26 protein-coding genes are annotated in these 22,629 nt (G+C 39.8%); 6 read left to right on the top strand and 20 right to left on the bottom strand.

What is annotated here, in order from left to right:
• Positions 1-91: 91 nt before the first annotated feature.
• Positions 92-850, bottom strand: coding sequence for a class I SAM-dependent methyltransferase (locus TY16_RS11350; RefSeq protein ID WP_052342688.1), 759 nt, complete (start codon positions 848-850; stop codon positions 92-94).
• Between the two features lie 118 nt (positions 851-968).
• Here TY16_RS11350 and TY16_RS11345 point away from each other — a divergent pair, with 118 nt between their 5' ends.
• Entirely contained in the window at positions 969-1,235 is a 267-nt protein-coding gene (locus tag TY16_RS11345) for a hypothetical protein (RefSeq protein ID WP_043932050.1), read from the top strand.
• Between the two features lie 340 nt (positions 1,236-1,575).
• Positions 1,576-3,411 (top strand): dihydroorotate dehydrogenase, encoded by a 1,836-nt coding sequence (locus TY16_RS11340; protein ID WP_043932049.1) that lies wholly within the window; start codon positions 1,576-1,578, stop codon positions 3,409-3,411.
• 63 nt (positions 3,412-3,474) lie between these two features.
• Here the strand turns inward: TY16_RS11340 and clpP are convergent, their stop codons facing one another.
• The 5 genes from clpP to TY16_RS11315 form a co-directional block, all read right to left on the bottom strand.
• Positions 3,475-4,056: an ATP-dependent Clp endopeptidase proteolytic subunit ClpP gene (clpP, locus tag TY16_RS11335; protein WP_043932048.1), complete on the bottom strand. Its 582-nt coding sequence runs from the start codon at positions 4,054-4,056 to the stop codon at positions 3,475-3,477.
• Between the two features lie 16 nt (positions 4,057-4,072).
• Positions 4,073-4,744, bottom strand: coding sequence for a sigma-70 family RNA polymerase sigma factor (locus TY16_RS11330; RefSeq protein WP_043932046.1), 672 nt, complete (start codon positions 4,742-4,744; stop codon positions 4,073-4,075).
• A gap of 322 nt (positions 4,745-5,066) precedes the next feature.
• The gene (locus TY16_RS11325) at positions 5,067-5,783 is read right to left on the bottom strand and encodes an NAD-dependent protein deacylase (RefSeq protein WP_043932045.1); all 717 of its coding nucleotides are present in this window, start codon (positions 5,781-5,783) and stop codon (positions 5,067-5,069) included.
• Positions 5,784-6,392: 609 nt separating this feature from the next.
• Positions 6,393-6,779: a YidH family protein gene (locus tag TY16_RS11320; protein WP_043932043.1), complete on the bottom strand. Its 387-nt coding sequence runs from the start codon at positions 6,777-6,779 to the stop codon at positions 6,393-6,395.
• Between the two features lie 68 nt (positions 6,780-6,847).
• On the bottom strand, positions 6,848-7,342 hold the full coding sequence (locus TY16_RS11315; RefSeq protein ID WP_043932041.1) for a GNAT family N-acetyltransferase: 495 nt from the start codon (positions 7,340-7,342) through the stop codon (positions 6,848-6,850).
• A 189-nt stretch (positions 7,343-7,531) separates the two neighbouring features.
• Here TY16_RS11315 and TY16_RS26190 point away from each other — a divergent pair, with 189 nt between their 5' ends.
• Positions 7,532-7,660 carry a small, acid-soluble spore protein, alpha/beta type gene (locus tag TY16_RS26190; RefSeq protein WP_155922220.1) on the top strand — a complete coding sequence of 43 codons (129 nt, stop codon included), beginning with the start codon at positions 7,532-7,534 and terminating at the stop codon, positions 7,658-7,660.
• Between the two features lie 161 nt (positions 7,661-7,821).
• Positions 7,822-8,421 carry a CBS domain-containing protein gene (locus TY16_RS11310; RefSeq protein WP_043932040.1) on the top strand — a complete coding sequence of 200 codons (600 nt, stop codon included), beginning with the start codon at positions 7,822-7,824 and terminating at the stop codon, positions 8,419-8,421.
• A gap of 437 nt (positions 8,422-8,858) precedes the next feature.
• Here TY16_RS11310 and TY16_RS11305 read toward each other — a convergent pair whose 3' ends face one another.
• The 3 genes from TY16_RS11305 to TY16_RS11295 form a co-directional block, all read right to left on the bottom strand.
• A complete protein-coding gene (locus TY16_RS11305; protein WP_442853214.1) occupies positions 8,859-9,794 on the bottom strand; it encodes a WD40/YVTN/BNR-like repeat-containing protein in 936 nt (311 codons plus the stop codon).
• 99 nt (positions 9,795-9,893) lie between these two features.
• On the bottom strand, positions 9,894-10,655 hold the full coding sequence (locus tag TY16_RS11300) for an alpha/beta hydrolase (protein ID WP_043932037.1): 762 nt from the start codon (positions 10,653-10,655) through the stop codon (positions 9,894-9,896).
• 74 nt (positions 10,656-10,729) lie between these two features.
• Positions 10,730-11,068, bottom strand: a complete 339-nt coding sequence (locus TY16_RS11295; protein WP_043932036.1) for a YolD-like family protein — start codon at positions 11,066-11,068, stop codon at positions 10,730-10,732.
• Positions 11,069-11,280: 212 nt separating this feature from the next.
• Here TY16_RS11295 and TY16_RS11290 point away from each other — a divergent pair, with 212 nt between their 5' ends.
• Together TY16_RS11290 and TY16_RS11285 are read left to right on the top strand one after the other, a co-directional pair.
• Positions 11,281-12,072: an STAS domain-containing protein gene (locus tag TY16_RS11290; protein ID WP_043932035.1), complete on the top strand. Its 792-nt coding sequence runs from the start codon at positions 11,281-11,283 to the stop codon at positions 12,070-12,072.
• 260 nt (positions 12,073-12,332) lie between these two features.
• The gene (locus TY16_RS11285) at positions 12,333-13,289 is read left to right on the top strand and encodes an NAD(P)-dependent alcohol dehydrogenase (protein ID WP_043932033.1); all 957 of its coding nucleotides are present in this window, start codon (positions 12,333-12,335) and stop codon (positions 13,287-13,289) included.
• A gap of 206 nt (positions 13,290-13,495) precedes the next feature.
• On the opposite strand, the gene TY16_RS11280 is transcribed toward TY16_RS11285, so the two are convergent.
• The 11 genes from TY16_RS11280 to TY16_RS11225 form a co-directional block, all read right to left on the bottom strand.
• Complete coding sequence (locus TY16_RS11280) at positions 13,496-13,894, bottom strand: hypothetical protein (RefSeq protein WP_043932032.1); 399 nt, start codon at positions 13,892-13,894, stop codon at positions 13,496-13,498.
• A gap of 152 nt (positions 13,895-14,046) precedes the next feature.
• Positions 14,047-14,553 (bottom strand): SMI1/KNR4 family protein, encoded by a 507-nt coding sequence (locus tag TY16_RS11275; protein ID WP_043932030.1) that lies wholly within the window; start codon positions 14,551-14,553, stop codon positions 14,047-14,049.
• Positions 14,554-14,680: 127 nt separating this feature from the next.
• A complete protein-coding gene (locus TY16_RS11270; protein ID WP_043934665.1) occupies positions 14,681-14,893 on the bottom strand; it encodes a colicin immunity domain-containing protein in 213 nt (70 codons plus the stop codon).
• Between the two features lie 172 nt (positions 14,894-15,065).
• Positions 15,066-15,572 (bottom strand): DUF1648 domain-containing protein, encoded by a 507-nt coding sequence (locus TY16_RS11265; protein ID WP_043932029.1) that lies wholly within the window; start codon positions 15,570-15,572, stop codon positions 15,066-15,068.
• Between the two features lie 720 nt (positions 15,573-16,292).
• Positions 16,293-16,805, bottom strand: a complete 513-nt coding sequence (locus tag TY16_RS11255) for a DinB family protein (protein WP_043932026.1) — start codon at positions 16,803-16,805, stop codon at positions 16,293-16,295.
• 842 nt (positions 16,806-17,647) lie between these two features.
• Positions 17,648-18,610 carry a hypothetical protein gene (locus tag TY16_RS11245; protein WP_043932023.1) on the bottom strand — a complete coding sequence of 321 codons (963 nt, stop codon included), beginning with the start codon at positions 18,608-18,610 and terminating at the stop codon, positions 17,648-17,650.
• Positions 18,579-19,115 (bottom strand): RNA polymerase sigma factor, encoded by a 537-nt coding sequence (locus TY16_RS11240; protein ID WP_043932022.1) that lies wholly within the window; start codon positions 19,113-19,115, stop codon positions 18,579-18,581. The genes TY16_RS11245 and TY16_RS11240 overlap by 32 nt, the downstream gene beginning before the upstream one ends.
• Positions 19,116-19,282: 167 nt before the next feature.
• Complete coding sequence (locus tag TY16_RS11235) at positions 19,283-20,242, bottom strand: LacI family DNA-binding transcriptional regulator (protein ID WP_043932020.1); 960 nt, start codon at positions 20,240-20,242, stop codon at positions 19,283-19,285.
• Between the two features lie 384 nt (positions 20,243-20,626).
• Positions 20,627-20,767 carry a hypothetical protein gene (locus tag TY16_RS26570; protein ID WP_197028386.1) on the bottom strand — a complete coding sequence of 47 codons (141 nt, stop codon included), beginning with the start codon at positions 20,765-20,767 and terminating at the stop codon, positions 20,627-20,629.
• 139 nt (positions 20,768-20,906) lie between these two features.
• The gene (locus tag TY16_RS11230) at positions 20,907-21,518 is read right to left on the bottom strand and encodes a VanZ family protein (protein WP_043932019.1); all 612 of its coding nucleotides are present in this window, start codon (positions 21,516-21,518) and stop codon (positions 20,907-20,909) included.
• 338 nt (positions 21,519-21,856) lie between these two features.
• Positions 21,857-22,465, bottom strand: a complete 609-nt coding sequence (locus TY16_RS11225) for a hypothetical protein (protein WP_043932018.1) — start codon at positions 22,463-22,465, stop codon at positions 21,857-21,859.
• Positions 22,466-22,629: the final 164 nt, after the last annotated feature.

Here is a 22,629-nt window from a genome sequence, read left to right as displayed (position 1 = left end):
TTGGGGGTAGTAACAGCTTTGCTGGAACACCCCTTTTTGTATTCCAAAAGTGCCTATAAATAAAAAAATCGACTTTTTTCAGCTGCAGCCATTATTTTTTCGAAGCCAGAAGTGTGAACTCCCAAGGGATATTTTGACCTTTCCAACCCGGATGTTCGTCAAACCTGGTTAATATAAAACCAGATTGAAAAACAGAATTGATTATTTCACTCAATGTAAAGTACCTAACTGAAACGTCGGGGAAATCTACCTGCTCGGCCTTATCGAAAAACTTTTTATAGGAAACATCCCCGCTACGGATTCCTTCATCAAAATATGTAGGCTGGATGTCAAACCGATCCTCGTTTTTAAAAAAGCATTTCCTCAAAGGATGAAAATCACTAAGTATCATTTCCCCGCCCTCTTTTAACAAGGAGTGAAGAATATACATAAAACGGTTGAGATTATGAAAATAGTGAAGAATGCCCCCTTCTAAATATAGCACGTCAAATCGCCCTCCATATTTGTTTAGGTCAATGTCATTAATATTTGTAACGATATAGGTAATCTTTGTTTGTGCGCTTTCTGCCAGTTCAAGTGCATACCGCTTGTTTTCTTGTGAAATATCAAACACTGTAACTTCAGCGCCTAAAAGTGAGAGCGGGACTGCTTTTCTTCCATTTGATCCGCAAAGATTAGCAATCTTTTTTCCGGCAACCTCGTCAAAATAACCGGAATGCTTCTTTAAATGTCCTCTTGGGTTTGTTGCTATTTTGGCTGCCAGCTCTTTAGGCAGACCATATTTTTTCACCCAAAATTCATATGCCCGGTACTCCCAGGCTCTTTTGTTCTGTATACTCTGTTCGTTCAATGAGATTGCCCCCTTTTGCATCAGTTAAATATTCGCCAGGAGGTGAATTTTTCCTTCAAAGCTTTGTATACAACTATATAAATATGGAAAAAACTGTACAGAGAACGGAGGGTATCCAATGATCCGATTATTTATGACTATTTCATTTATCGTTTTCCTATTTATATCATGGCCGGCAATTGAGGAGCAGCTGGACAATCCAGATAAAGCTATTGAACGGGTCCAAACTGAACTTAATTCCCTCAGGAACAACCCTGAAGTAATGGACGCGGCCTTTGCGCTGATTGACGACTTTCAGGAACTTCTCAAACAAACATGGGTGCTGATTAGGGAAATCAACGAGGACCATCCAACTCCTGCGCCACAGGAAGCTGACAGCGTTTAGTGGATTTTCTGTGGCCATAGCTGGTTATTCTTTATAGATAAGTCCCTGCTCAATTCCCTCGCCCCGGGTTAATCGTGATAAACCAGATTTTTTCTACCTTAACTCAAACAATTTCCACCACAAGTTTGATTTTTTCTACTTATATCAAATTTTATCTGCCACATCTTTAAATATATCAACGTTATTCACACTTCCTACACCACCTGGCTCTCACTCCAGCAAAGATGGACAACTTCAAACAAATTTCAACCCAAATCTTGTTCCATACACTTAACATCATCATCCACCCTATCCTAACATATGGTAAGATTGACGGAGATAGTGTTAAGAGGTGATTTCATTGCCAGATTGGTCGTACCATCCGCTTTTTAAACCATTACTGACGAAGCTTCCTCCTGATGTTGGCCGGGAGTTTATTCATCGTGGGATGAGCCTGCTTTCATCCAATCCTTTTGGAGAAAGACTCATAGAATTTCTTGGCCATATGGCCCCTTCCCGCACCTTGCAAAAGCATTTTTTCGACACTGAGTTTTCGACTCCGGTGGGCATAGCTGGCGCAATCGATCCAGAGTTATCAGGGGTAAAAGCTTTTCAAAACCTCGGTTTTGGTTTTATCGAAATAGGCCCGGTTTCTATTGAAGGAACACCGATAGATAACATTCTTCATTTTGACGAAAAAAATGCCAGGATTAAAGGCCTCACAGGACATTCAATCTCACTCGAAACTGCGAAAGCCCAGTTACATTCGCTCAAAATGAAAAAAGTACCCTTCTTCATTAGGGTACGGGGAAATTTGACCGAATTAAACCAACTATGCGAAGCGCTTCTGGCCTATGGTGATGCTTTTATACTGGAAAGCGAGTATGCAGGTTCACCAGCTGAATTCAGCCAACTGAGGGACAGGATAGGCAAACCGCTCATTCTCACCTTAAAGGAAAGAAACCTTACTAATCTAGAAAGCTATAAACTTGATGGGCTGCTTATAGAAGGAGAGTCTTGCGAACAAATTGGCGTAGCAATAGAACGTGTTAAGAAACACCTTGGCCATAATATTCCGGTTATGACTTCCGGAGGGGTAAATGAACCTGCCGATGCCCTGCTACTTCTGGAAAAAGGTGCGTCGCTTATCATGCTTGGCCAGGAATACATATTTACCGGCCCTGGCTTGCCAAAACGGATTAATGAAGCATACTGCTATAAGACCAACCCAAAACCAACAATAAATAAAGGCTGGATCTGGTATTGGCTGTTCGGGATGGCAATTCTGATTGGCGGGTTCGTTGCGCTGTATTTTAGCATGACAGATGTGATCCTTCCATATGATGAATCATTCCTCGGCATTTTCCGTGAAGATATTTTGAGTTTTAGCCCTGAGATTCTTTACTTTATGGCGCATGACCGTATGACGCTGGCCGGCACGATGATTTCAGGAGGGATTCTCTATATCCAGCTTGCCAGACATGGAATCAGATACGGTCTCCATTGGGCAAGAAAAGCAGTCAATATCGCGGGAATAATCGGTTTCCTTGGCATCCTTTTATTCATTGGATATGGCTATTTCGATTGGCTTCACGGGTTATTCTGGCTGATTCTATTGCCTTTATTTATAATGGCATTTTTGAAAACGAAAGACGCAGCAGAATCGCCGGCCAGTACAAACCTTTTCAACACCAAGGCCTGGAAATTGGCATTGATAGGGCAGCTTTGCTTTGTAGTATTAGGTGCAGCGTTGGCAGTTGGAGGAGTGGTCATCTCGACCGTTGGCGTATCAAATGTTTTTGTTCCAAGCGATCTTCAATTTCTTTGTCTTTCACCAGAAATGCTGGACGAATTCAACAATAAATTGATTCCAGTTATTGCCCATGACAGAGCAGGATTTGGAAGTGCATTGCTAAGTGTGGGCCTGCTCGTATTGATGCTCGCGTTATGGGGAATCCGCGAAGGTGAGCGCTGGGTTTGGTGGACCTTCACAATTGGTGCTATTCCGGCATTCATTGCCGGAATTGCGACCCATTTTATTATTGGGTACACCGATTTCTTTCATTTGCTGCCTGCTTATTTTGCATTCTTTTTGTATGTAGCTGGTGTGATTTGCACGGCGCCATTTTTATATGCGAAAAGTAGTTCATCGATCATTGCTTCACCTAGGGATAAGTCCGCTTTAAGCTCTAATTAGATTTCTTAGTAAAATAAGCCGGCTAGTCCCTGCTGGGAGACTAGCCGGCTTTAACTTTCATCCTTAATTCTTACTTATTATTTTGTCTATTATCCCGTAGTCCAGAGCTTCCTGGGCACTCATGTAATAGTCCCGATCTGTGTCCTTGTCAACTTTTTCAACTGGCTGACCAGTGCGTTCAGAGATGATTCCATTTATATGTTCGCGCAGCTTGAGGATCCTTTTTGCCGAAATCTCAATTTCTGTGGCCTGGCCCCTTGCTCCTCCCAGTGGCTGGTGAATCATAATTTCGCTGTTTGGCAGTGCATAGCGCTTCCCCTTTGTGCCTGCCAATAGAAGCATTGCCCCGAATGAAGCGGCCATCCCAATGCAAATGGTGCTGATTTCCGGCTTAATCAACTGCATTGTATCAAAGATCGCAAACCCAGCAGTAGTTGAGCCGCCCGGGCTGTTAATATAAATGGAGATGTCCTTCTCGGGATTATCAGCTTCTAAAAACAACAGCTGCGCAATTACACTATTTGCAACGTGGTCATTAATTTCGTCTCCAATAATGACAATTCGGTCCTTTAGCAGCCGTGAGTAAATATCATACGAACGTTCCCCTCGACTGGATTGCTCAATCACATATGGTATTGCACCCATACATTTCGCCTCCCTTTTAAGCTGCCATGCAATATGGTTTGAGAGATGTGCTGCTGGAATGCTTTTGAGAGGCCAGCTTTCGAACATCTGCAAGGGAAGGGATTTGGTGAAGATGTTTAATTAAAATCGCGGGATCTTCACGCTTCAGCGACTCGTGTAAAAGGCCAGATAATACCTCAATTTCACTTGCTTCAACCTGATCAGTAAGAGGACGGAAATGCTCATACTCCAACCGTTTTCTGGCGCGATGCAGCATAGACTTTATCGCCATTTCTGAGGTACCGGCGATTTCCGCTATCTCCTTTGCCTGATAATTGAAAGCCTCCTTCAATGTGAAAATAACAGCCTGCTTGAGAGTTAATTTTTGTAAAAGATGGTTTACTGCATCAAGTTTACTTTCTGTTGATGTACTGGTATCAGGGCTAGCCTGTTCATCAGGTATGCCGACCACCTCAAATTTCCTCTTTCTGACCGTATCAATCCATTGATGATAGGCAATCTTTTTCAAAAGCGGCTCGGTAAATTGCTCTGGCTCATAAGTCTGGAAAGCCTTTAAGAGCGTACTCTGGAACAAGTCGTCAGATTCCCATTTATTTTTGGTCAAAAAACTGCAGTATTTACCCAGTCCTGTAAAACTATCCTCTTCCCTGGAATCCCTTTTTTCAGTCAAGTTCGAGCTGGCTAGCATTCTCGTTCACTCCTTTGAAACCTCTCTGCCTCTATAACGATACGCAGCAGGGAAAAGATACGGGCAGAAAAACTAATTTTATAACAGTATATCCATCAAGGACGGATTAAGTTTACATAAAGGAGTATTTTACGATATGGATCCCATACACCGAACCATGCTAATTTGCCTATTTATTTATATTCTGGATTATTATGCTGAACAAATCCAAACAGGTAGCATTCATGCATGACAGAAGTGGAAAAATCCATTGGAGGGGTATATCCGGAACGAATTTTTCGATCATATGGCCGTATTCGCGTTGATGGTTATCCATCTCCTTTTAGAATGATTGATCTAACCTCTGAAGTAATTCTCCAATTTTCACATCATGAATGACCAAATCGGCCCGGTTATCGAGTTCAGTTTCTTCCAAATTGACGATGACTAGTTTCGCGCCTGCCATCTTCGCGATTTCCGGAAAAACATTGGCAGGGTACACACTGAGTGATGAACCCATGACAATGAACAAATCTGCGCGACGGGCTTCTAGTTCAGCATGCTGGACTGCTTTTTCAGGCAGCATTTCCCCAAACAAAACGACAGAAGGACGAAGGAAGCCCCCGCATGCTTCACAGAATTTATCATCCTCCATGAAAAGATCGATTGGATACCTTCTCCCACAATCATTGCAGTGACATGTCCTTAGGGTTCCATGTAGCTCAGATACCTGGTTATTGCCGGCGCGGTGGTGGTAACCATCCACGTTCTGGGTAATAATCGATTGAATGCGGCCTTCCCGCTCCCATTTCGCAAGGATTTTATGGCCCTGGTGCGGCTTGTGCTCTCGAAGATTTTCAACCCTGTGTCTATAAAATTGTATGAATTCATTTGTATTCTCTTTCATTGCCCGGGTGCTTGCAAGCTGCATCGGATCAGCACCGTGCCAAATCCCGTTGGTCCCTCGGAAATCCGGGAGTCCTGCTTCTGTACTCATTCCCGCCCCAGTGAAAACAACAGTATGGGTGGCCTTGTCTAAAAATCTTTTCAACTCTTCCATCCTATAACACCTCGCAGATGAATTTTCTAATTTTCGCAGTCCAGTTTAAGCAAAGTTCACACGTTTTTCTGAAGCTATCAGCCAAACGATAACGATATAACATATCTCAAGCATGATGGAGATAAGGCAATCAAAGCCTTTTGATACATTTTTTATCAAAACCCACACATTTGGGTTCCCGCTTGTCCTTTTTATCGAACGTTTTTCCGGTTTATCGGTCTAGCATAATTTTTATCGGTCCAAAAAATAATTTATCGGTCCAACAGAAATTTTATCGGTCAAACAATTGCCCCTACCGCCGCCACCCACTATGAATTATGGACAACACGGTAGGTCTGTTGGTATGCTAACCGGCAATTCCTTAAATCGAGTTCCTCTGACAGGGGTATTGACCCGTTAATCATGCTTAGAACCATGCTCTTTTCTAAAAGCACGACGCTATACACTTCTTCATATTCGTTTTAAACTCCTGCATGTTTTCATGCAAATATCCGATAAGTTAAGAGTGTTAATAAAATCCCCAAAATTTTTAAAGCAGCGTAACTTTGTCCAATAAAAAACACCTGCAATAATCTTTGCAAGTGCAGTGGTGTTGTATAGGGTGACAATTTAGAAGTTAACCATCGTAAAATATACGCCAAAAAATATCGTAATCAGGATAATAAAAACTCCTAGGCCAATGATTGATCTCTTCGGTGCCCGGAATGTTTGAGTATTGATCGCATCAATTTTTCTAATATAAGCCACAGTTGCGATTACAATCACAATTATCCCGAGCAGGACCGATGAAATACCAATCAGATTCGCAAACAAATCCCCGGCGGGCGTCAGGCTTGTCTTCATAGTGAAATGCAGATTGGTGACAAGAAAGCCAACCCCAATAATTGCAATAGCCGTCCTAATCCAAGCCAGGTAGGTCCGCTCGTTGGCCAGGTGCTGCTGGATATATTTTGATTCAGTCGTCTGTGTCTTGGTCTCTTGTTTAGCGTCGTCCAAATTAAATCACTCACAGTTTGGGTTATAGTGTTTTCGTTATTCTATACCCAGCCTTCCTGCAAAAATCCCTATAATAGCTTATACATATAGTACTCGTTTACATATTCCCCATTTATCTTTAAGGAGTGGACTTTTTCACCTTCTATGACGAAGCCCATTTTTCTGTATAGATTAAAGGCACGATCGTTGTTTTTAATGACTGTAAGCTCTAATCTCGTGATGTTCTTTTTATTTGCCCACTCAAAAACCTGATTGAATAATTGGCTTGCTACGCTACGCCCGCGGAATTTTTCATCAACTCCAAGAACAAGGTAAGCTGAATGGCTCTTTCGCCTAACGGTACCACCAAGTGCAGCGATAAACCCGGCGAGTGCTCCCTCTGACTCGGCAACAAAGAAAATCGATTTTTCCCCCGCCATGAATTTTTCAAGGATTTTTCTCTGCTGTTCCACCGTCGTTTGTTTCTCCCCCGGTTCATACAGCATAAAGCCAGACTCCTCTATTCTCTTGCTAAGCTCAAGGAATTCTTCTGCATCAGTAAGTTCGATTGGACGGATGATCATATTTATTCCCCCTATTCCCCAGGCAGCATAACATCACCGCTGTCTATATTGATAATAATACATCATTATTATTGTAAAAATAGTTTCTTTCCCTAATTTTTCCGATAACTGAATCAGGATTTTTGAATAGGATAGAATAAGCCTGAGCAATCCATTAGTGCTTAATCCTTCGTAAGGAGTGATAAGTGAATGGCGGATAAAAAACCAACAATTCCTGGATCCAAGGGCATTAATCGCCTTAAGGAGGAAATCGCCAGGGAATTAGGTGTCCATCTGAATATTTCCACCAAACCTAGACGCAACAATAAATCGAAGTGATGGCCCACTTTGCTTACAAGGCGACTTCATCCGGCAGGAACAAAACAAAAAGCTGTCCATCAGGGCGGCTTTTTGGTTTTCAAAAAAATAAAGGGTATTCCGGCCTAAATGTAGAATATATATAATCGGGTATGAACATTTAGGATGGAGGAGAAATATACATGAAACTTCAGCAGTTTATTGTTAACAGAGAGGAAGTGCGGTACCTGACCGAAAGGGCGACCATCAAAGAGGCTTTGGCTTTCCTTGATGAAACGGGGTTCCGCCGTGTTCCGGTTTTGGATTATGCTGGGAAACGATTCCTCGGCAATGTTGAAAAAATAGACATTTTTGAATACACAGGTGACCAAAGTGACAGCATCGAGAAGATTCTTAAGGAATCTGATGGATTCGCACATGCTGAAGATTCGTTCAAAAAGATTTTTTCCAACATAAAGCGACTTCCTTACCTGGCGATTGTGAACAGAGCAGATGAGTTTGTTGGTATCCTGACCCATGCGCAAATTATGAATCTTCTGGAGGATACATATAGCGATGGCATCTCACTTACCATCGGCCTTTTTGAGCAAAGCCATGCAATTGAACGGATTTCAGCGATTGTCGGAAAGCATACAAGCATTCTCTCGATGTTCACCCTCGGCAGCAACAAAGCGGTCCGTCAAATTCACCTATCGATTCCGAAAGATGCACCACGGAATACCGTCAACAAGATTGTTGATGAACTCAATGATTTGGGCTTCCGTGTAACCAATATAGAATAACCCCATAGAGGATGGAACTTTAAAAAGTTCCTTCCTTTTCATTGACCGTACCAACGGAAGCAGCAATTCTGCATGGAGCAGAACATGAACACAATAGGACAATCCTCCAACCTGGTTAGATTAATCTCTGAAACAGGCTCTCTTGGATTAATCCACCTTTTCCAGACTGCGATTAATCTACGATACAGGCTCTCTTGGATTAATCCGCCTTTTCCAGACTACGATTAATCCACGATACAGGATCTCTTGGATTAATCTGCCTTTTCCAGATTGCAAAGCCAGTACTAGGCTACATCCCGCTTTCAACTGTGACTAATGTAAAAGGGAAAGGATCCTCATCCTTTCCCTTATATCAGCTTGTTTCGAAGCACCACCGACTTAGAGTCATGCATCGCTGCTTTTTACAAGCTGGTTATCCCTCGTTTGCAATTATTCACTTATTCATTAGGGCGGACCTTCACAACAAAATCCCAAGTCAAGCCATTGTCCTTTGATGTGAATTTTCCTTTTACTTTACCGCCAAGATAATCACCATTCGGTCCCTGATTGACAAGCATTGCTAACCCTTTTGCTGTTTTAATTGGGACTTCAGCCGAAACAAAGATTTCCTTGTACTTTGCCGGTACACGAACCTCGGCCTTCTGCCAAGAAATACCGCCATCCCGGGTCACATGAAGGTCTGGCTCAACAGGATTAATTGTTCCGTAGGAAAGAAATCCTGTTTTTTCATCGGTAAACCCACCATCATACAAAAGCCTTGTCTGCCCGGAATCTGCCGTCTTTCTCCAGGTCTTTCCCCCATCGTGGGTCAAAAAGACACTGGAGCCTTCCTGGGACATGGTTCGGCTGCCCGAAACAATGATATAGCCAAAGTTGTCAGTCAGGAAGTCCACTTTCCGGTAACGAACACCTGGATAGGACTGGGTCACAATTGAATTCTGCCATGTTTTCCCCTTGTCAAGTGAGTAGGTAACCATTACGCCTTCGGTTTCCCAATCGCCCCCATTCGTATGGACAAAAACCGCCCTATTCCCCGTAAGGATATAGCTATTTAGGATTAGTTCCTGCTGACTACCGTTGTATTCCCCTACGAAAAGCTGTTCCTTTTCAACCGGTACCATTACCCAGGTTTGCCCGCCATCAAAGGTTAGGTTCAGTTCATTGTTTTGAAGAGAGTAACTCACTGCTTCGTTTGTTTGAACGGGGCGCAGTTCCTCTTTCTTTGGCTGCTCTTCGGTCTGGGGTTTTGGCTGCTCCTGGCTTAGGTTCGGCTTTGTATCCATAAACGATAATTGGTACACAAAAATTGCTCCGAACATGCTGAACATAATGAAAGCAGCAATCCCAGTAATGAATTTTTTCAAAAAACTCACCTAATTTTAACAAAGTCTTGTTGCTCTTTTCTCCATGAAGGTTGGCTTCAAACATCCAGACGTGTCGTAAGCCTGCCTTTTACATTAGAGGCAACGCAATTACTTTTTCTCTAGCTGTCTCTTTATGAACCTAACGCATTCCTCAGCAATCAGCTCTTTGTCGTTATCGAGTGTTGCAACGTGGTAACTGTTCTCCAGAAAGGTAATTTCTTTATCTTGGGACGATACTTTTTCATAAATTTCTTTCGAGTTTTCTGGCGGAACAACATGGTCAACGGTCGATGATAGGACGAGGATTGGCACTGTAACCTTATGTAAATTGCCTCTGACGATGTTCATGAGTGCCATGATATCACCCATTGACTTCACTGGTGTCTGCGGGTATGCAAGTTCTTTAATGCCTTCCTGTTTGATGTCTGAGCCAATGCCTTCAATGAACCGGACGCCGCTGCTTTTAAGCTGTTCAAAGTTTTTTGCCAATTCCGGCATATCAATTGCCGCATTGATTGGCATCACCCCTGCAAGCTCTGGATGATTTTCAGCCAGGTACAACGTTAATGTCCCGCCCATGGACAATCCGGCAACAAATACGGTTGAGCAATTTTCCTTTACCTTTTCAAGACCAGTTTCCACGTCACGGATCCAGTCCTCAAAGGACGCTTGTTCCATATCTTCTGGATGGGTACCGTGGCCAGTCAGCCTTGGCCCGTAAACTGTGAATCCCTGCTCGGCAATTTTTTCTCCCAAAAACCGCATACTCTGTGTTGAGCCGGTAAAACCATGGCTAATCAGCACACCAACTTCATTGCCCCGAAAGAAAAATTCCTCGGCTTCTTTTAAAACAGGATACTTTTCTTGCATGTTAACCCCTCCTAAAAGATTTTTCAGACAACTCTATTTTCTATCAGGAGGAAATTATTTTCAATTTTCAGCTCTTATACCACTATTGTTACATCGATTAATTCCAGAAAGCCAATCTGCTTCATCTTTAAATCAGCGGTCTCAAGGTAAAGTACCTTTTTCAACTCATCAATTGTGTGCAGCATTCCTTCGTATTCTATAAAAAATCCATCATTCCAAATTTTAATTCGCACCGGACTTGCGTATTCCATCGCAAGCAGGATGTTCTGCTCAATTTCCTCCCATTCCTGTTCATCTAGGATTGGTTTCGCTACCTTAGAATCTTCAAGCCTTGCTTCCCTCATCAGTTTCGATTGTTCAGGCATAAAGAAAGCGGATCGCCATTTCATTTTGCCACGGTCCCGAATTCCCATACTGATCACTCCTCCTTTCAGCCTCCCTTCTATTATAGAACATTTGTTCGATAAAAATGCAAGAAATTATAGTTAATCAAAAATCCTTTAGAAAAGGAGAGATCCCCCTCTCCGAAATAATTTTGATGGAATTTCCTCTCATCATGCTGCTTACTTTTTAATCCACATGGGTAAAGACATACCATCAATTAGTATTTGAGGTAGGTAAAAAAATGCGGACTAAAATTATCAAGATTTTAAATGAAAATCGCCATGAGCTTTTTTCTAATTGGAAAAATGAATTACATGATAGCATCCCAAAATCTGAGTATTCCGAGGAAGTTTTTGCAGAGGAATTGTTCGATTTTATTTTTGAAAGTCTGAAAAGAGTAAATACCGAATCTGCTTCCCAACTAAGCAGCTTTTATTCAAAGCTAATAAATTCGAATGGTTCACTGAATTTCATTACATATGGATGCCAGGCATTTAGAAGGATAGCCTTAAAAACCTTGCTCCATCAAGATTTAACCAAAGAAGATGTTATTGCGGTTTATAATGAAATCGACCGCTGGTTCGACCCTATATTATTGCAGATCATGAATGACTGTTCGAATAATTGGGAGGAAGCTTTATCAAAGCAGCAAGCTGAAATTCAGGAGCTGTCAGCACCTGTAATCCAGCTTTTTGAACATATTGTTGTCCTCCCACTGGTGGGAAGCGTAAACGAAGTCCGTGCGATGACAATTATGGAAAATCTTCTTGAAGGAATTGAAAAACACAAAGCTGAAATTGTCTTTTTGGATATTAGCGGTGTCCCGACCATTGATACTTTTGTTGCCCAGACCCTGATTAGTACGACAAGGGCCGCAAGATTATTGGGTTCTGAAAGCATCATTGTCGGAATGAGACCGGAAATCGCCCAAACCATCATTGGGCTGGGCATTAATTTAAATGAAATCCGGACATATGGTTCACTTAACGCCGGGCTCACTTATGCATTAAATCGGTTAAGAGTAAGGGAATAGCGATTTAAAAATATTCATAAAGTACTCGAAAACGCTCAGAAATCTGGGCGTTTATTTATGCATTTAATTATATTCAGAATATTTATATATTTATAAGGTAAAACTCTATTTTTATAATATGATTATCTTAAAGGATATGTTGTTTCAGGAAATATTCTCCAACTGCTGAGTTCATTCTAAATGGATTGCTGGGGAGTAAGGTTATAAGTAAGAAGTCGAGGGTTTCTTTTCAGTTCTAATATGAAATTGGAGGTTAGACTATGAGAGCAGCTATTTATAAATCCTATGGTCCCCCTGAAGTGCTGAAGATAGAGAATGTTGAACCCCCATCCATATCGGATGAAGATCGAGTTTTGATCAAAGTACACTACGCTTCGGTCAATCCATATGATTACCATTTCCGAAAAGGTTATTTTCCTACCAGGTTAGAAAATGGTCTTACAAAGCCCAAGAATCCTCTGTTGGGCATAGACGTTTCAGGCATAGTTGAAGCAATAGGAAGTAATGTACATAAATTTAAGGTGGGCGATCAAGTATTTGGAAGCTGTCTCGGATCACATGCAGAATATGTCTGTCCCCGTCAGAACGTCCTCAGTCTTATACCGAAAAACATTTCCTTTGAGGAAGCCGCAGCTGTCCCCTGTGCTGCCCAGACAGCACTGCAAGCCTTGAGGAATGTAGCCGGGTTAAAGCAAGGACAAAGGGTTTTGATATACGGTGCATCTGGCGGCGTCGGACATTTTGCTGTTCAACTTGCCCGATGTTTTAAGGCAGAGGTAACCGCTGTTTGCAGTACCTCGAATCTCCAGTGGGTTAAAGACCTGGGAGCAGATCACGTAATCGACTATACAAAGGAAGATTTCTCGAATAACGGGATAAAGTACGATGTGATTCTAGATGTAGTTGGTAAGCGGAGCTTCTTTAGCTGTTTGCGTTCTCTAACAGATACTGGTGTTTATATTACAGAAAACCCACTCTATCCGAAGTATCATCCTATTCAATTGCTAATAAGTTCTTTGGTTGGCCGTAAGAAAGCCAAGATTCATCTTGCGAACCCAAATGACATTGATTTGGACTTCTTACGAGGGCTTTTGGAGGAAGAGAAGCTAAAACCCGTTATTGAGAAGTGCTATCCTTTTGATCAAATTGTAGACGCCCATAGGCATGTTGAAAATGGGCATACAAAGGGGAAAGTCGTCCTACAGTTTGTACATTAAGAAATAACTAGTAAAAAAATAAACCTGGGACAATGACTAACGAGTTCCGTTTTAAGGAGACCATTAAAATAGTATTGTATTTAGCATATAAAATCGCAAAAAAAATAGGCAGCTATTTGCTGCTTTTTCTTGTGGTTTTTATCCTTTTTTCAGTTGTCCTTTTTCAACATAAGCACCCGTTAGTTGAATAAGGGTATCTTCATATTTCAAGGAATCTCTTTGTGTTTACCTCTTCCTGTCCTTCCTTGATGGTAGCCGAGAACGTAACAAACAAGTCCTAAGATACAAAAAACAACATCCTCAGAAACACCTATCTCTCCAACAAACAAACAAATACAAATAATGATTACAATAACAATTATCGAAATAAAGGTAATTTTATTTTTTTCTCTGTTGGACTCCTTGTGTTTACCTCTTCTTTTCCTTCCGTGACGGTAGCCTATAAAGCCGATAACCAGTGCTAAAATACCAAAAACATCCTCAGAAATGCCTATCTCTCTAAGCAATAAACAAATACAAATAATGATTACAACAACAATAATCGATAAAACAGTCATTATTTTGCTTTCTCTAATAGATTTTTTTTTATTTTTTCGTTTCGCCACACTCCTTCACCCCTCTCCTGAAGTATACGAGTGTATAGAATAAATAACCCTTTTATTAGGAAAATTTCTTTGTTTCTAGATATAACTAACCTGCCCCGTTTGTTCAATAAGGATTTCAACAATCCCTCTTACAAGCCATTGAATCGTCTTGGTTACATCTCCTTACTATCCCATTCCCAATACATTTCTCCATTTACTCTTATCATCCGATCCAGCCAAGTGGGAAAATCGCAAAGTAAATCGTATACAGGTATTCCCATTAAAATCAAATAATTCTTATCTGATGAAAGAACGATGTATAGTCCATCTATATCTTGGACGTAACCAATTGGGAACCAATCGTCTTTACACTCCATTGGCACATAGTCACCTGTTTTTACCTTTTCTAATATTGATAACGCTTCTTCTATGGAATGTATACCAAACAAAGTTCCGTAATCCCAAGAGAAAAATTCAGCTCCATTATGTAGCCGCAGAAAATTTTTATAGTCTTCAGGTAATTTTTCGTATGAGTTTATGACATCTTCATCAACTGGGGCATTAAATTTAAAACTCATATCAAAAAGATGTCCGTCACTTGATTGAATAGTTAGCGAGTTTGTATCGCCCAGCCTATTTTTTAAACCACTCAGTACATTTGAAATACTCGGCTTTGACAAGTATGTCCCCTCCATTTTTATGTTGGTAATTAAGCTAACCTGCCCCGTTAGTCGAAGAAACCTATTCATTTTCCACCATTTTATTGAGTTGAATTAATGCCTCATTTACTTCTTTTCTCGTTTGTTGCTATGAAATTTCAAAGACAGTTTCTTGCCCTGGAAGACACTCGTACCAGTAACAATCTGCCGCCTCGAATACTCCATTTAAGATTTCAAACTGTTTCTTATCCATTCGGTCATTCCATTTTTTAAAATTGCGTAGATAATCTGTCTGAAATTGGTCTGCTGAGATCTCTCCCGTAATGAAACTGTCCATTAGTAATTTATATTTTTCTAACATTTCAACCTCCATTGGTTATAGGAGTAATCTTGTTACACTAACCTGCCCCATTTGTTCAATAACGAATTCAACAAAAAAGGCTGCTAATCCTTCCTGGATCAAAGCACCCTTTACTTTAAGTGTAATTGTTCACAACAATGTTAAAAAGAGTTGTATTACACTAATGTTTTATTTATCTTATCTTTTTTTGTTTAATTATTCCTAATACAATCGGGATAAGGGGACTTAATATTGCTATTGGTAGAAACCAAACTTCAAATCCGTTTCCCATACCTAATGCAATTGACACTGATTCAATCAAGATTAAAGCAAGGCTGATTAGACAAATATTTTTTAATTGATTTACCAGTTTTCGACTTATTAAGTAGAACTCTTTAGCATTCTCTTTACTTAATCGTTCTGGATAATTGTGTAATTCCGGGAATTTTTCAAGCAATTGCATTAATAATGCAATAAATGCACCTACTATGGGTAATATAAAAAGTTCCATCTTTGAACCCCAACGATCTACTTCACCTAACGCATTGTAATGTGCTGGAACTTCGTCAGGAAGCCCATTCCAATTGTAGATTAAAAAAATTATCGAGCCTAAATAAAATGTATACCCGATGATATCCCAGATCCACTCACTCTTAGTTTTAAATATTATAATTTTAGGTCTTTTCCAAGAATTTGACATTCCCTTCAACTCCTTGCTTTTCCCCTAACGAACAAACTTCCCAAAATGTATTTTTCTATTGTCCTTACATTAACAAACACAACTTTTATAAAACAACTTATATTCTTCATACGATTAAAAGAGTAAAACGGTTTCACGTTTTTTGTTTTTTCACTAACCTGCACCGTTTGTTTAATAACGATTTTTGTTATATTGTGTATGATCATCAAAAAAAGAAATTAAGGTGAATGCCGGATAAAAACCTCCTGTTCATCCCTATATGAAAGTTGGGCTGCTTCCTTTCCTTTACAATTAACATCCTCTTCCTTTAAAGAGATTACTAACTGACCTCTGTTTCAATGTCATCTTGCTTATCAAAGAGCACAATGCATTTCTCCAGCCTATCTGTAGTGGAACTATATGCCTGGCTGCCTATGACTATTGAAGTATTGACATAGGAACTTAACTTATAATACTCGTCACCTTCAAAAATGAATTCTAAATAATTTCGAACAAAAATTATTGACCCAGTTCAGATTTCTCTATCATATTCAAATACATAACTAATATCTTGTCCATTCAGCTTTAATCTCTGTAATCTTCACTTTGTTAAATTCCCCGTAGGTTGAATATAGATTTCTACAAAAAATGCGTTAATCCTTCCTGGATTAACGCGCTCGTTCCATAGTTAAAATCTCTTTTTCCATACTCTTAACCAGGGTTCTGTTGATAATCAAAACTTTATTGCCTGGCATCTAAAAGTAATTTTATCTCTTTTATTTGTTCAGTGTGTCGTTGTTCATGCAAATATACCTGTTCAATCCATTGGTCAAGTGGTAATTCACCTAAAGCCGGATGCCTAAATGACTTTTCTGCCAAAATCGATTTATTCTCTATTGTACTAAGGAATGTCAGTAATTTTTCTCTCGAATCGTTTAACAAATCAATAATAGATCGGACTTCAAATGGTTCAACATCTGGTTCAACGATTTCGGGAGCTTTAAACTTTTTCGTTCGGTCCAATATTAGATGAACGTTTTTACGTTCTGTTTGTGTAGTATCAACCTTTTTTAATCCCCATGCTATTGCCTTTATTGTTGCCTGTTCCACTAGTACTAAGTGATGACAAACTTGTGCTATACTCCACATATTCATACCTATCCTAGTATTAAGTTGAGTATAATCTAATGGAATAATCTCCTTTATTAAGTTAATTCTCGTTTTATATAGATTGTCATTTACTAAGTTACTCATGAAATTCTCCCTTCACCAGAAAGTAACGATCCAGGTTCCTATTCTGTATATATTCTTCACGATGAAAAGTATTCTTTGAGTATTTTTTTGCTATCCTTTAATGATTTCCTTCTTAAACAATCTTCTATTTACTTCAAAAAAATGTCATCACATATTGAAGTAATGCTCCGTTTGTCAAAATAGCTATCACATTTTCTTATTAATCAAGCTTATTACATAAAAAATTTGTGAAATTATAAATGAAAGTAGAATAATAATTATTGTTCCTATTGTGTAAACGGCTTCCTCTGCTGGATTGCCCCCACCCATAAAAACGGAACTAAATATGAAAAAGAGAATTACACTTGCAATTACAGATAAGAAGAAGATTCTAATATATTTTGACATATAATCACACCTACCTAAAACATCAAAATTCCCGCCTATTAATATATTATATGCCCATTATTTATTTCCTGCTTCTTCCACTAATCTTCGCTGTTAGTTTATAAAGATTTCGGTATTTCTTGCTGATAAAAGCATCAAAGTTAAAAGTAATAGTTTTGCTACAACATATTACCAGAATTTAGTAGTGGGCTTAAATCCTCCTGTTTTATAATCTAAATTGAATAAACCATTAAACAGCAAAAATTAAGGACTAAATATGCTGCTATTTAGTCCTCAAAACGCAACCACTTAGACAATCGCTCCAGGTTTCTAACTATTTAACCATTAGCTTTTTAATATTTCTTCTCCACAATTCCCTTGACGAAAATGGGATGTCTTTTCGCCGTGTTTGGTGAGTAAACCCAATAACTAAGAGCTTGCACACCTGCGCTTCTTTAGCTTTACTTATTTAGATATTATTCCTGTTCTCCCGGGATTCTAACTTCAAATTCGCCCGAATTGCCCAGGACTTCAATTTCGTAGTTACCGCTTTTGAGAAAAGTGACAGTTCCGGAGTAACCGGTAAACACTTTGCCGTCTGTGGCCCGGATAAATTCATCCTCTTTTTTAAAATTAAACTCCTGACTAAAATCTTCTTTAAGGTTATGGATCTTTACTGTGACTTGGGAAGGATGGTCAGCACCATCAACCTCAAGGTATACATCTTTATATTCACCAGCAAAAATGTCCGATTGTGACAGTAGTAAAGTGGCATCTTCAAACTCAATAAATGGTTCCTTTACAGAAATTGGATAGTTCGCGAACTGCTCCCCATTTATTGTATACTCCAGCTCCCAAAGACCATCCGTTGGAAACACAGGGAAGCTTGTGAGCATGTGTGCGTCCGCATCAAAATGTTTTCCAGCCAATGGCTGATCTACAAGTGTCAATTCCTCTCCAGTTTCTTTGTGAGTCGCGGTTAATGTTAGCTTTTTCCCGATTAATTCATCGGATTTTCCCCAGATAAACACCCATACCTTGGAGCTCCCCCTATAATCGTTGGCAACCCACTCCTTTGGTCCCATGATACTTGCCTTTCCGGAAATGCCGTAGTTTGTATGCATGCCAACCAAACCATTCTTCCCATCCCGGAGACCAAAATGACTAAGTCCGAATTTTTCTTCAATATCTATATTTCCTGTTGCTCCCTGCTGTTTTTGAGGTGTGATTTCTGTAAAATATAAAATCGGAATAATAATAAACATGGCCGCTAGTGCTACCCATATGCCAGCTTTTTGAGGAAACATCCCCCATTTTTGCTTTGGCGGTTGAGCTTGCCTTATTTTCATAATGGTCTCCTGTCTCTTCCGCTCATCCATTTCAAACGTTGGTAACTCGCCCATTTTTTCAAGAAGATCTTTGCCTGTCAGCTTTTCCATTGGGCATCTCCTCCTTCATCATCTCATTTAGCTTTTTAACCGCCCTATGAAAGGTCACATTCACCTTTGAGACGCTCCAGCCCAACACGCTTGCGGCTTCTGCAGCGGAAAGTTCAGCTATGCCTTTTAACAGGATCACTTCCCGATAGCTTTGTTTTAGCCTTGAGATGGATTGATATAAATGGGCATGCTCTTCTTTACGAAGATACAGATGATCGGTTAAATTTGAATTTGTTTCTTCCTGGGAAGCCATAAGTGTTCCCTTGATTTTTTCCCAAAGATTGCGTTTCCTGTAATGATCAATCGCGGTATTCCGTGCGATTGATATTAACCAGGTTTTCGGATTTGCATCACTTCGGAATGAATCGTAGGCATAAATCGCCCGCAGGAATGTATCCTGGACCAGGTCCTCGACATCTCGGGTACCTGTATAATAAACAAGATAATTAAACACATCTTTTTCATATTGGTTAAACCAATGCTCTATTTGCCGGCCGGCATCCATCTTATCCCTTCCCCTTTCGTACAATAAGACGAATCATCTTGCTTAATCTTACATTTTTTTTAAAAAAAAGATTAGATGTCGCGGCGTTTTTTCATAAAAAAATCATGCCGGTCTGTGCCGGCATGATTTACGGGGTTTATTTGTAGTCAGGGTATTCAACAAAGGCTTTAAACCGTTCTTCTTTCAATTAGCTTAACGGGTATTTCTTTTTTGGAAATATCCTCACTAATTGCTTGAAGGAATAGATTCATCCCCATTTCTTCAAGAGGGATTTCGACCGTTGTTATATCCATCATTTTCGCAATAGGCTGGTTATCAAAGCCAAGGATGGCAAGCTCACCTGGAATGGAAATATTCAGCTTTTGGCAGCAGGTCACGATTCCCGCAGCAACCTGGTCGTTCGTCACCAGTAAAGCAGTCGGAGGTGAATCCATTTCTCTTAATCGTGCGACAACCCTTTCTCCGTCCTCGAAATAAATACACTCATCAATGATATAATCTGGATTAAACTCCAGATTATAGTGATTAGCAAAATCCCTGTAGGCTGCCTCGCGCTCTTTGCTGCTTGCCCCGGACATTCTACTGATGCAGTAGCCTATTTTCCTATGGTTGTTTTCATACAGATAGGATAACGCCTTATAAAATGTGCTATAGTGATCAACAAAAGTGGACGATATCCTCTCACTTTTGGTTTTTTCACACAACACGATTGGCCCATATTGAACATGATCCTCAATCACTTCCAAATCACACGCTCTTGAACAAATGACCAGCGAATCAATTTGTTTCAGTTTTAGCATTTCAAGAGCCTCCAGCTCCCGGTCTTCCTGGTAATCTGTCTGAAACAACACCAATTTATAGTTATGCTGCATGGCGAGTTTCGCGATTCCCTTTAGCAGTAAAGCGAAATACGGATGATCTGAATATGGCAGGACCACGCCCATCAGCTGAGTTTTTCCTTTGCTTAAATTAACCGCGTTGATATTTTTGTGATAATCGCTCGCCTTAATTGCCGCCAAAACAGCATTCCTTTTTTCTTCGCTAACATATGGATGGTTATTTAATACTCGCGATACAGTCGTTACGGATACCCCAGCCATTCTTGCCAGGTCCCTTATATTTGCCATACTGCCACCTAATTTCAATAGTTCTCTTAGAAATTTATATTTTTCTGCCTGAATAGGAGTGAAGTATTTTCAGTTGAAAGAAGGCAAGGTTAGGGGGATACCTTTAAGGGTTAAAAACTATCAGGCAGATGTCATAATCTTAGAAGGTTATTTTGAACACAAGGTTGAAAACTAGTAACCGTTTCTCACTAATTGCCACTCTCAAATCACACTTCCCAAGATAGTGTAACATTGTTATGATTTTTAAAAAAATCCAAACACGTTTATTCCAATAGTGCTATCCTCTTCTCTGCTGACCGGTTAATCTTTTAACGGAAAAGGCATTTTTACACTAAATTGGGTTTATAAAACGTGATAAAAAAGTCTTAGTGGCATAAGTTAATCTCATTGTTCGTGTCCATCTGTTTCGATGAAATAATCATTTACCGTTTGAATTGATTTTACTTCGACCTTTTGACCGGACGCTTCAATACAATAATAAGCTGAAACAAAGATGATAGAGCAAAGAATGATTAATGAAACCATCTAAATCTCCTCGCTTTCTTTTACCTGATTCAACTCTAATGTATGAAACGCGTTTCATGTCAAACAAAAAAATGAAAAAGAAAGGACCGTTTGATCCTTTCTTTTCTGTCTATTCCTTTTTTGCGAACAGTTAAAAGAATTAAGCATTCAATTTTTTCACCATATCAATTTTAAAAGCAGCACCGCTTTTAATCACTAAGGCATACAGAAAATAACCAATTGCCGTGCCCATCACATTACAAATGACGTCATCTATATCCGTGATTCTTCCCAATCCACCGGTCAAGTTTTGAAACAGCTGGAGGATCTCAATGGTTAATGAAACAGTTAATCCCAACCATGCAGCTTTTTTAAAAGAACGATATTTTTTCGATAAAACCGGCGCCAAGAACCCCAGTGGCATCAATAACAAAATATTGCCTCCAACATTTCTCGCGATTAAGGAAGCCATAAATACCTTATCCCCACCATAAGCGGTGCCAATTTGGCTAATATCTTCGAAAATAGATACAAAAGGTATAAGATTAATTGACCGCATGTTCAGGTAACCGAATGAGAATCCGGCCGCGGCCCAGGGGAAAAATGTAACGGAAACAACCATAAAGAAATACATTGCCAGCAGAAAACCTGTAGCCTCTTTAACCCAGTGAATATGTTGTTTGTTTTTTATTCTCAAGAAAACAAAAATTCCCCGCACTGCCAGGTAGCATAATGCCAATATGAAGAGAAGAGCTGTGTCAAAAAAATACATAGATACCTTCCTTAATCTAATTTCTTCTGTTTTGTACTACAAAGTCTATTAGAATAGCAAGAATAAATGATATGGCTGCCAGCACAATAGATGCATACCATAAACCGTTGCCAACAGCCAGCTATTCCTCAGCCACAAATAAGCCCAGCCATTAACCCCAGCTATACCGATTCCAAGCGATATGTAATATTTCAATTTCCTTTTTTGGGGAAAAATAAATTAATTCCATAAAACAATAAAGTAATTGTAAAGATAAAAACTAATAACAGATATACTTCCATATCCGTCTTCAGCCTTGATTCTTAAAGTGAAACCATGCCAAATGATAGGTGCCCGAACTATTTCAAATGAAAAACGACTTCCAGCCCGGTTGGATTCTTTTTAAAAGGAGCCTGGCACTCGATAAAAACTAGCTTTAGTCCAGAAACATCATCCGGAAGGGGTGGTGTTACTACAAATTTATGGTTCATGTGGCCGTCGTTCCCGCCACTTCTTGACAATCTGCATTCATACCCTTCTCCTGCAGAAAGCTCCCAAAAACTTTCCCGCTTGTATCGTTCTTCGAAAGAAACATCCTCTTCAAGTTCTTTATCTACCATAAAATGAACCACAGTTGCGTTCGCGTATTGTTTAATGAATGGTACGGTATATAAAATTTGGTCGATCTCAAGTGACCTCAGGACATGTATATTCTTTTGAAAATCAACTGGTTCCACGATTGGCCTTAAAAACTCGTCATTAAGGAGAGACCCGAAAATGCCATACAGCAGCTCTTCATACAGACTGTACTTTTCAGCCCATTTTGCTAAAACCTCGAGTTCTGGAAAACCTGGATTATTGCTGGAAATTTCCTTTCTTTGTTTCAAAAGTGAACAAAGCTGTTCATCTATTTCGAGCAACCGCTCATCATAATAATCGGTCGGTCGCTCAAACTTCAATCTTTTCATCAAAAACCCTCCCTTTGCAGCATCGGATACTATCTTTACAACTCTTAATCTCTAAACTATAGGAACCTCGTTCTTTAAATTGAAGAAACAGGAGCATTTATCGGTCCAATCTAAGTTTTATCGGTCTAATATAAAATTTATCAGTCAAAAACCCTATTTTATCG

It is taken from the genome of Bacillus sp. EB01 (assembly GCF_000613125.1).
In the GTDB taxonomy this organism is placed as follows: Bacteria; Bacillota; Bacilli; order Bacillales; family Cytobacillaceae; genus Bacillus_D.
The sequence above is the reverse complement of the archived record's forward strand: the minus strand, read 5'-3'. Positions and strand labels throughout refer to the sequence as shown.

Bases quoted from the DNA above. Each gene is read 5' to 3' on its own strand.
- TY16_RS11255 (WP_043932026.1), bottom strand. From the start codon at position 16,805: ATGAGTAACTTAGTAAATGACAATCTATATAAAACGAGAATTAACTTA.
- TY16_RS11290 (WP_043932035.1), top strand. From the start codon at position 11,281: ATGCGGACTAAAATTATCAAGATTTTAAATGAAAATCGCCATGAGCTT.
- TY16_RS11270 (WP_043934665.1), bottom strand. From the start codon at position 14,893: ATGTTAGAAAAATATAAATTACTAATGGACAGTTTCATTACGGGAGAG.
- TY16_RS11330 (WP_043932046.1), bottom strand. From the start codon at position 4,744: ATGCTAGCCAGCTCGAACTTGACTGAAAAAAGGGATTCCAGGGAAGAG.
- TY16_RS11245 (WP_043932023.1), bottom strand. From the start codon at position 18,610: ATGGAAAAGCTGACAGGCAAAGATCTTCTTGAAAAAATGGGCGAGTTA.
- TY16_RS26190 (WP_155922220.1), top strand. From the start codon at position 7,532: ATGGCGGATAAAAAACCAACAATTCCTGGATCCAAGGGCATTAATCGC.
- TY16_RS11230 (WP_043932019.1), bottom strand. From the start codon at position 21,518: ATGTATTTTTTTGACACAGCTCTTCTCTTCATATTGGCATTATGCTAC.
- clpP (WP_043932048.1), bottom strand. From the start codon at position 4,056: ATGGGTGCAATACCATATGTGATTGAGCAATCCAGTCGAGGGGAACGT.
- TY16_RS11345 (WP_043932050.1), top strand. From the start codon at position 969: ATGATCCGATTATTTATGACTATTTCATTTATCGTTTTCCTATTTATA.
- TY16_RS11285 (WP_043932033.1), top strand. From the start codon at position 12,333: ATGAGAGCAGCTATTTATAAATCCTATGGTCCCCCTGAAGTGCTGAAG.
- TY16_RS11310 (WP_043932040.1), top strand. From the start codon at position 7,822: ATGAAACTTCAGCAGTTTATTGTTAACAGAGAGGAAGTGCGGTACCTG.
- TY16_RS11240 (WP_043932022.1), bottom strand. From the start codon at position 19,115: ATGGATGCCGGCCGGCAAATAGAGCATTGGTTTAACCAATATGAAAAA.
- TY16_RS11295 (WP_043932036.1), bottom strand. From the start codon at position 11,068: ATGGGAATTCGGGACCGTGGCAAAATGAAATGGCGATCCGCTTTCTTT.
- TY16_RS11300 (WP_043932037.1), bottom strand. From the start codon at position 10,655: ATGCAAGAAAAGTATCCTGTTTTAAAAGAAGCCGAGGAATTTTTCTTT.
- TY16_RS11265 (WP_043932029.1), bottom strand. From the start codon at position 15,572: ATGTCAAATTCTTGGAAAAGACCTAAAATTATAATATTTAAAACTAAG.
- TY16_RS11225 (WP_043932018.1), bottom strand. From the start codon at position 22,465: ATGAAAAGATTGAAGTTTGAGCGACCGACCGATTATTATGATGAGCGG.
- TY16_RS11325 (WP_043932045.1), bottom strand. From the start codon at position 5,783: ATGGAAGAGTTGAAAAGATTTTTAGACAAGGCCACCCATACTGTTGTT.
- TY16_RS11315 (WP_043932041.1), bottom strand. From the start codon at position 7,342: ATGATCATCCGTCCAATCGAACTTACTGATGCAGAAGAATTCCTTGAG.
- TY16_RS26570 (WP_197028386.1), bottom strand. From the start codon at position 20,767: ATGGTTTCATTAATCATTCTTTGCTCTATCATCTTTGTTTCAGCTTAT.
- TY16_RS11235 (WP_043932020.1), bottom strand. From the start codon at position 20,242: ATGGCAAATATAAGGGACCTGGCAAGAATGGCTGGGGTATCCGTAACG.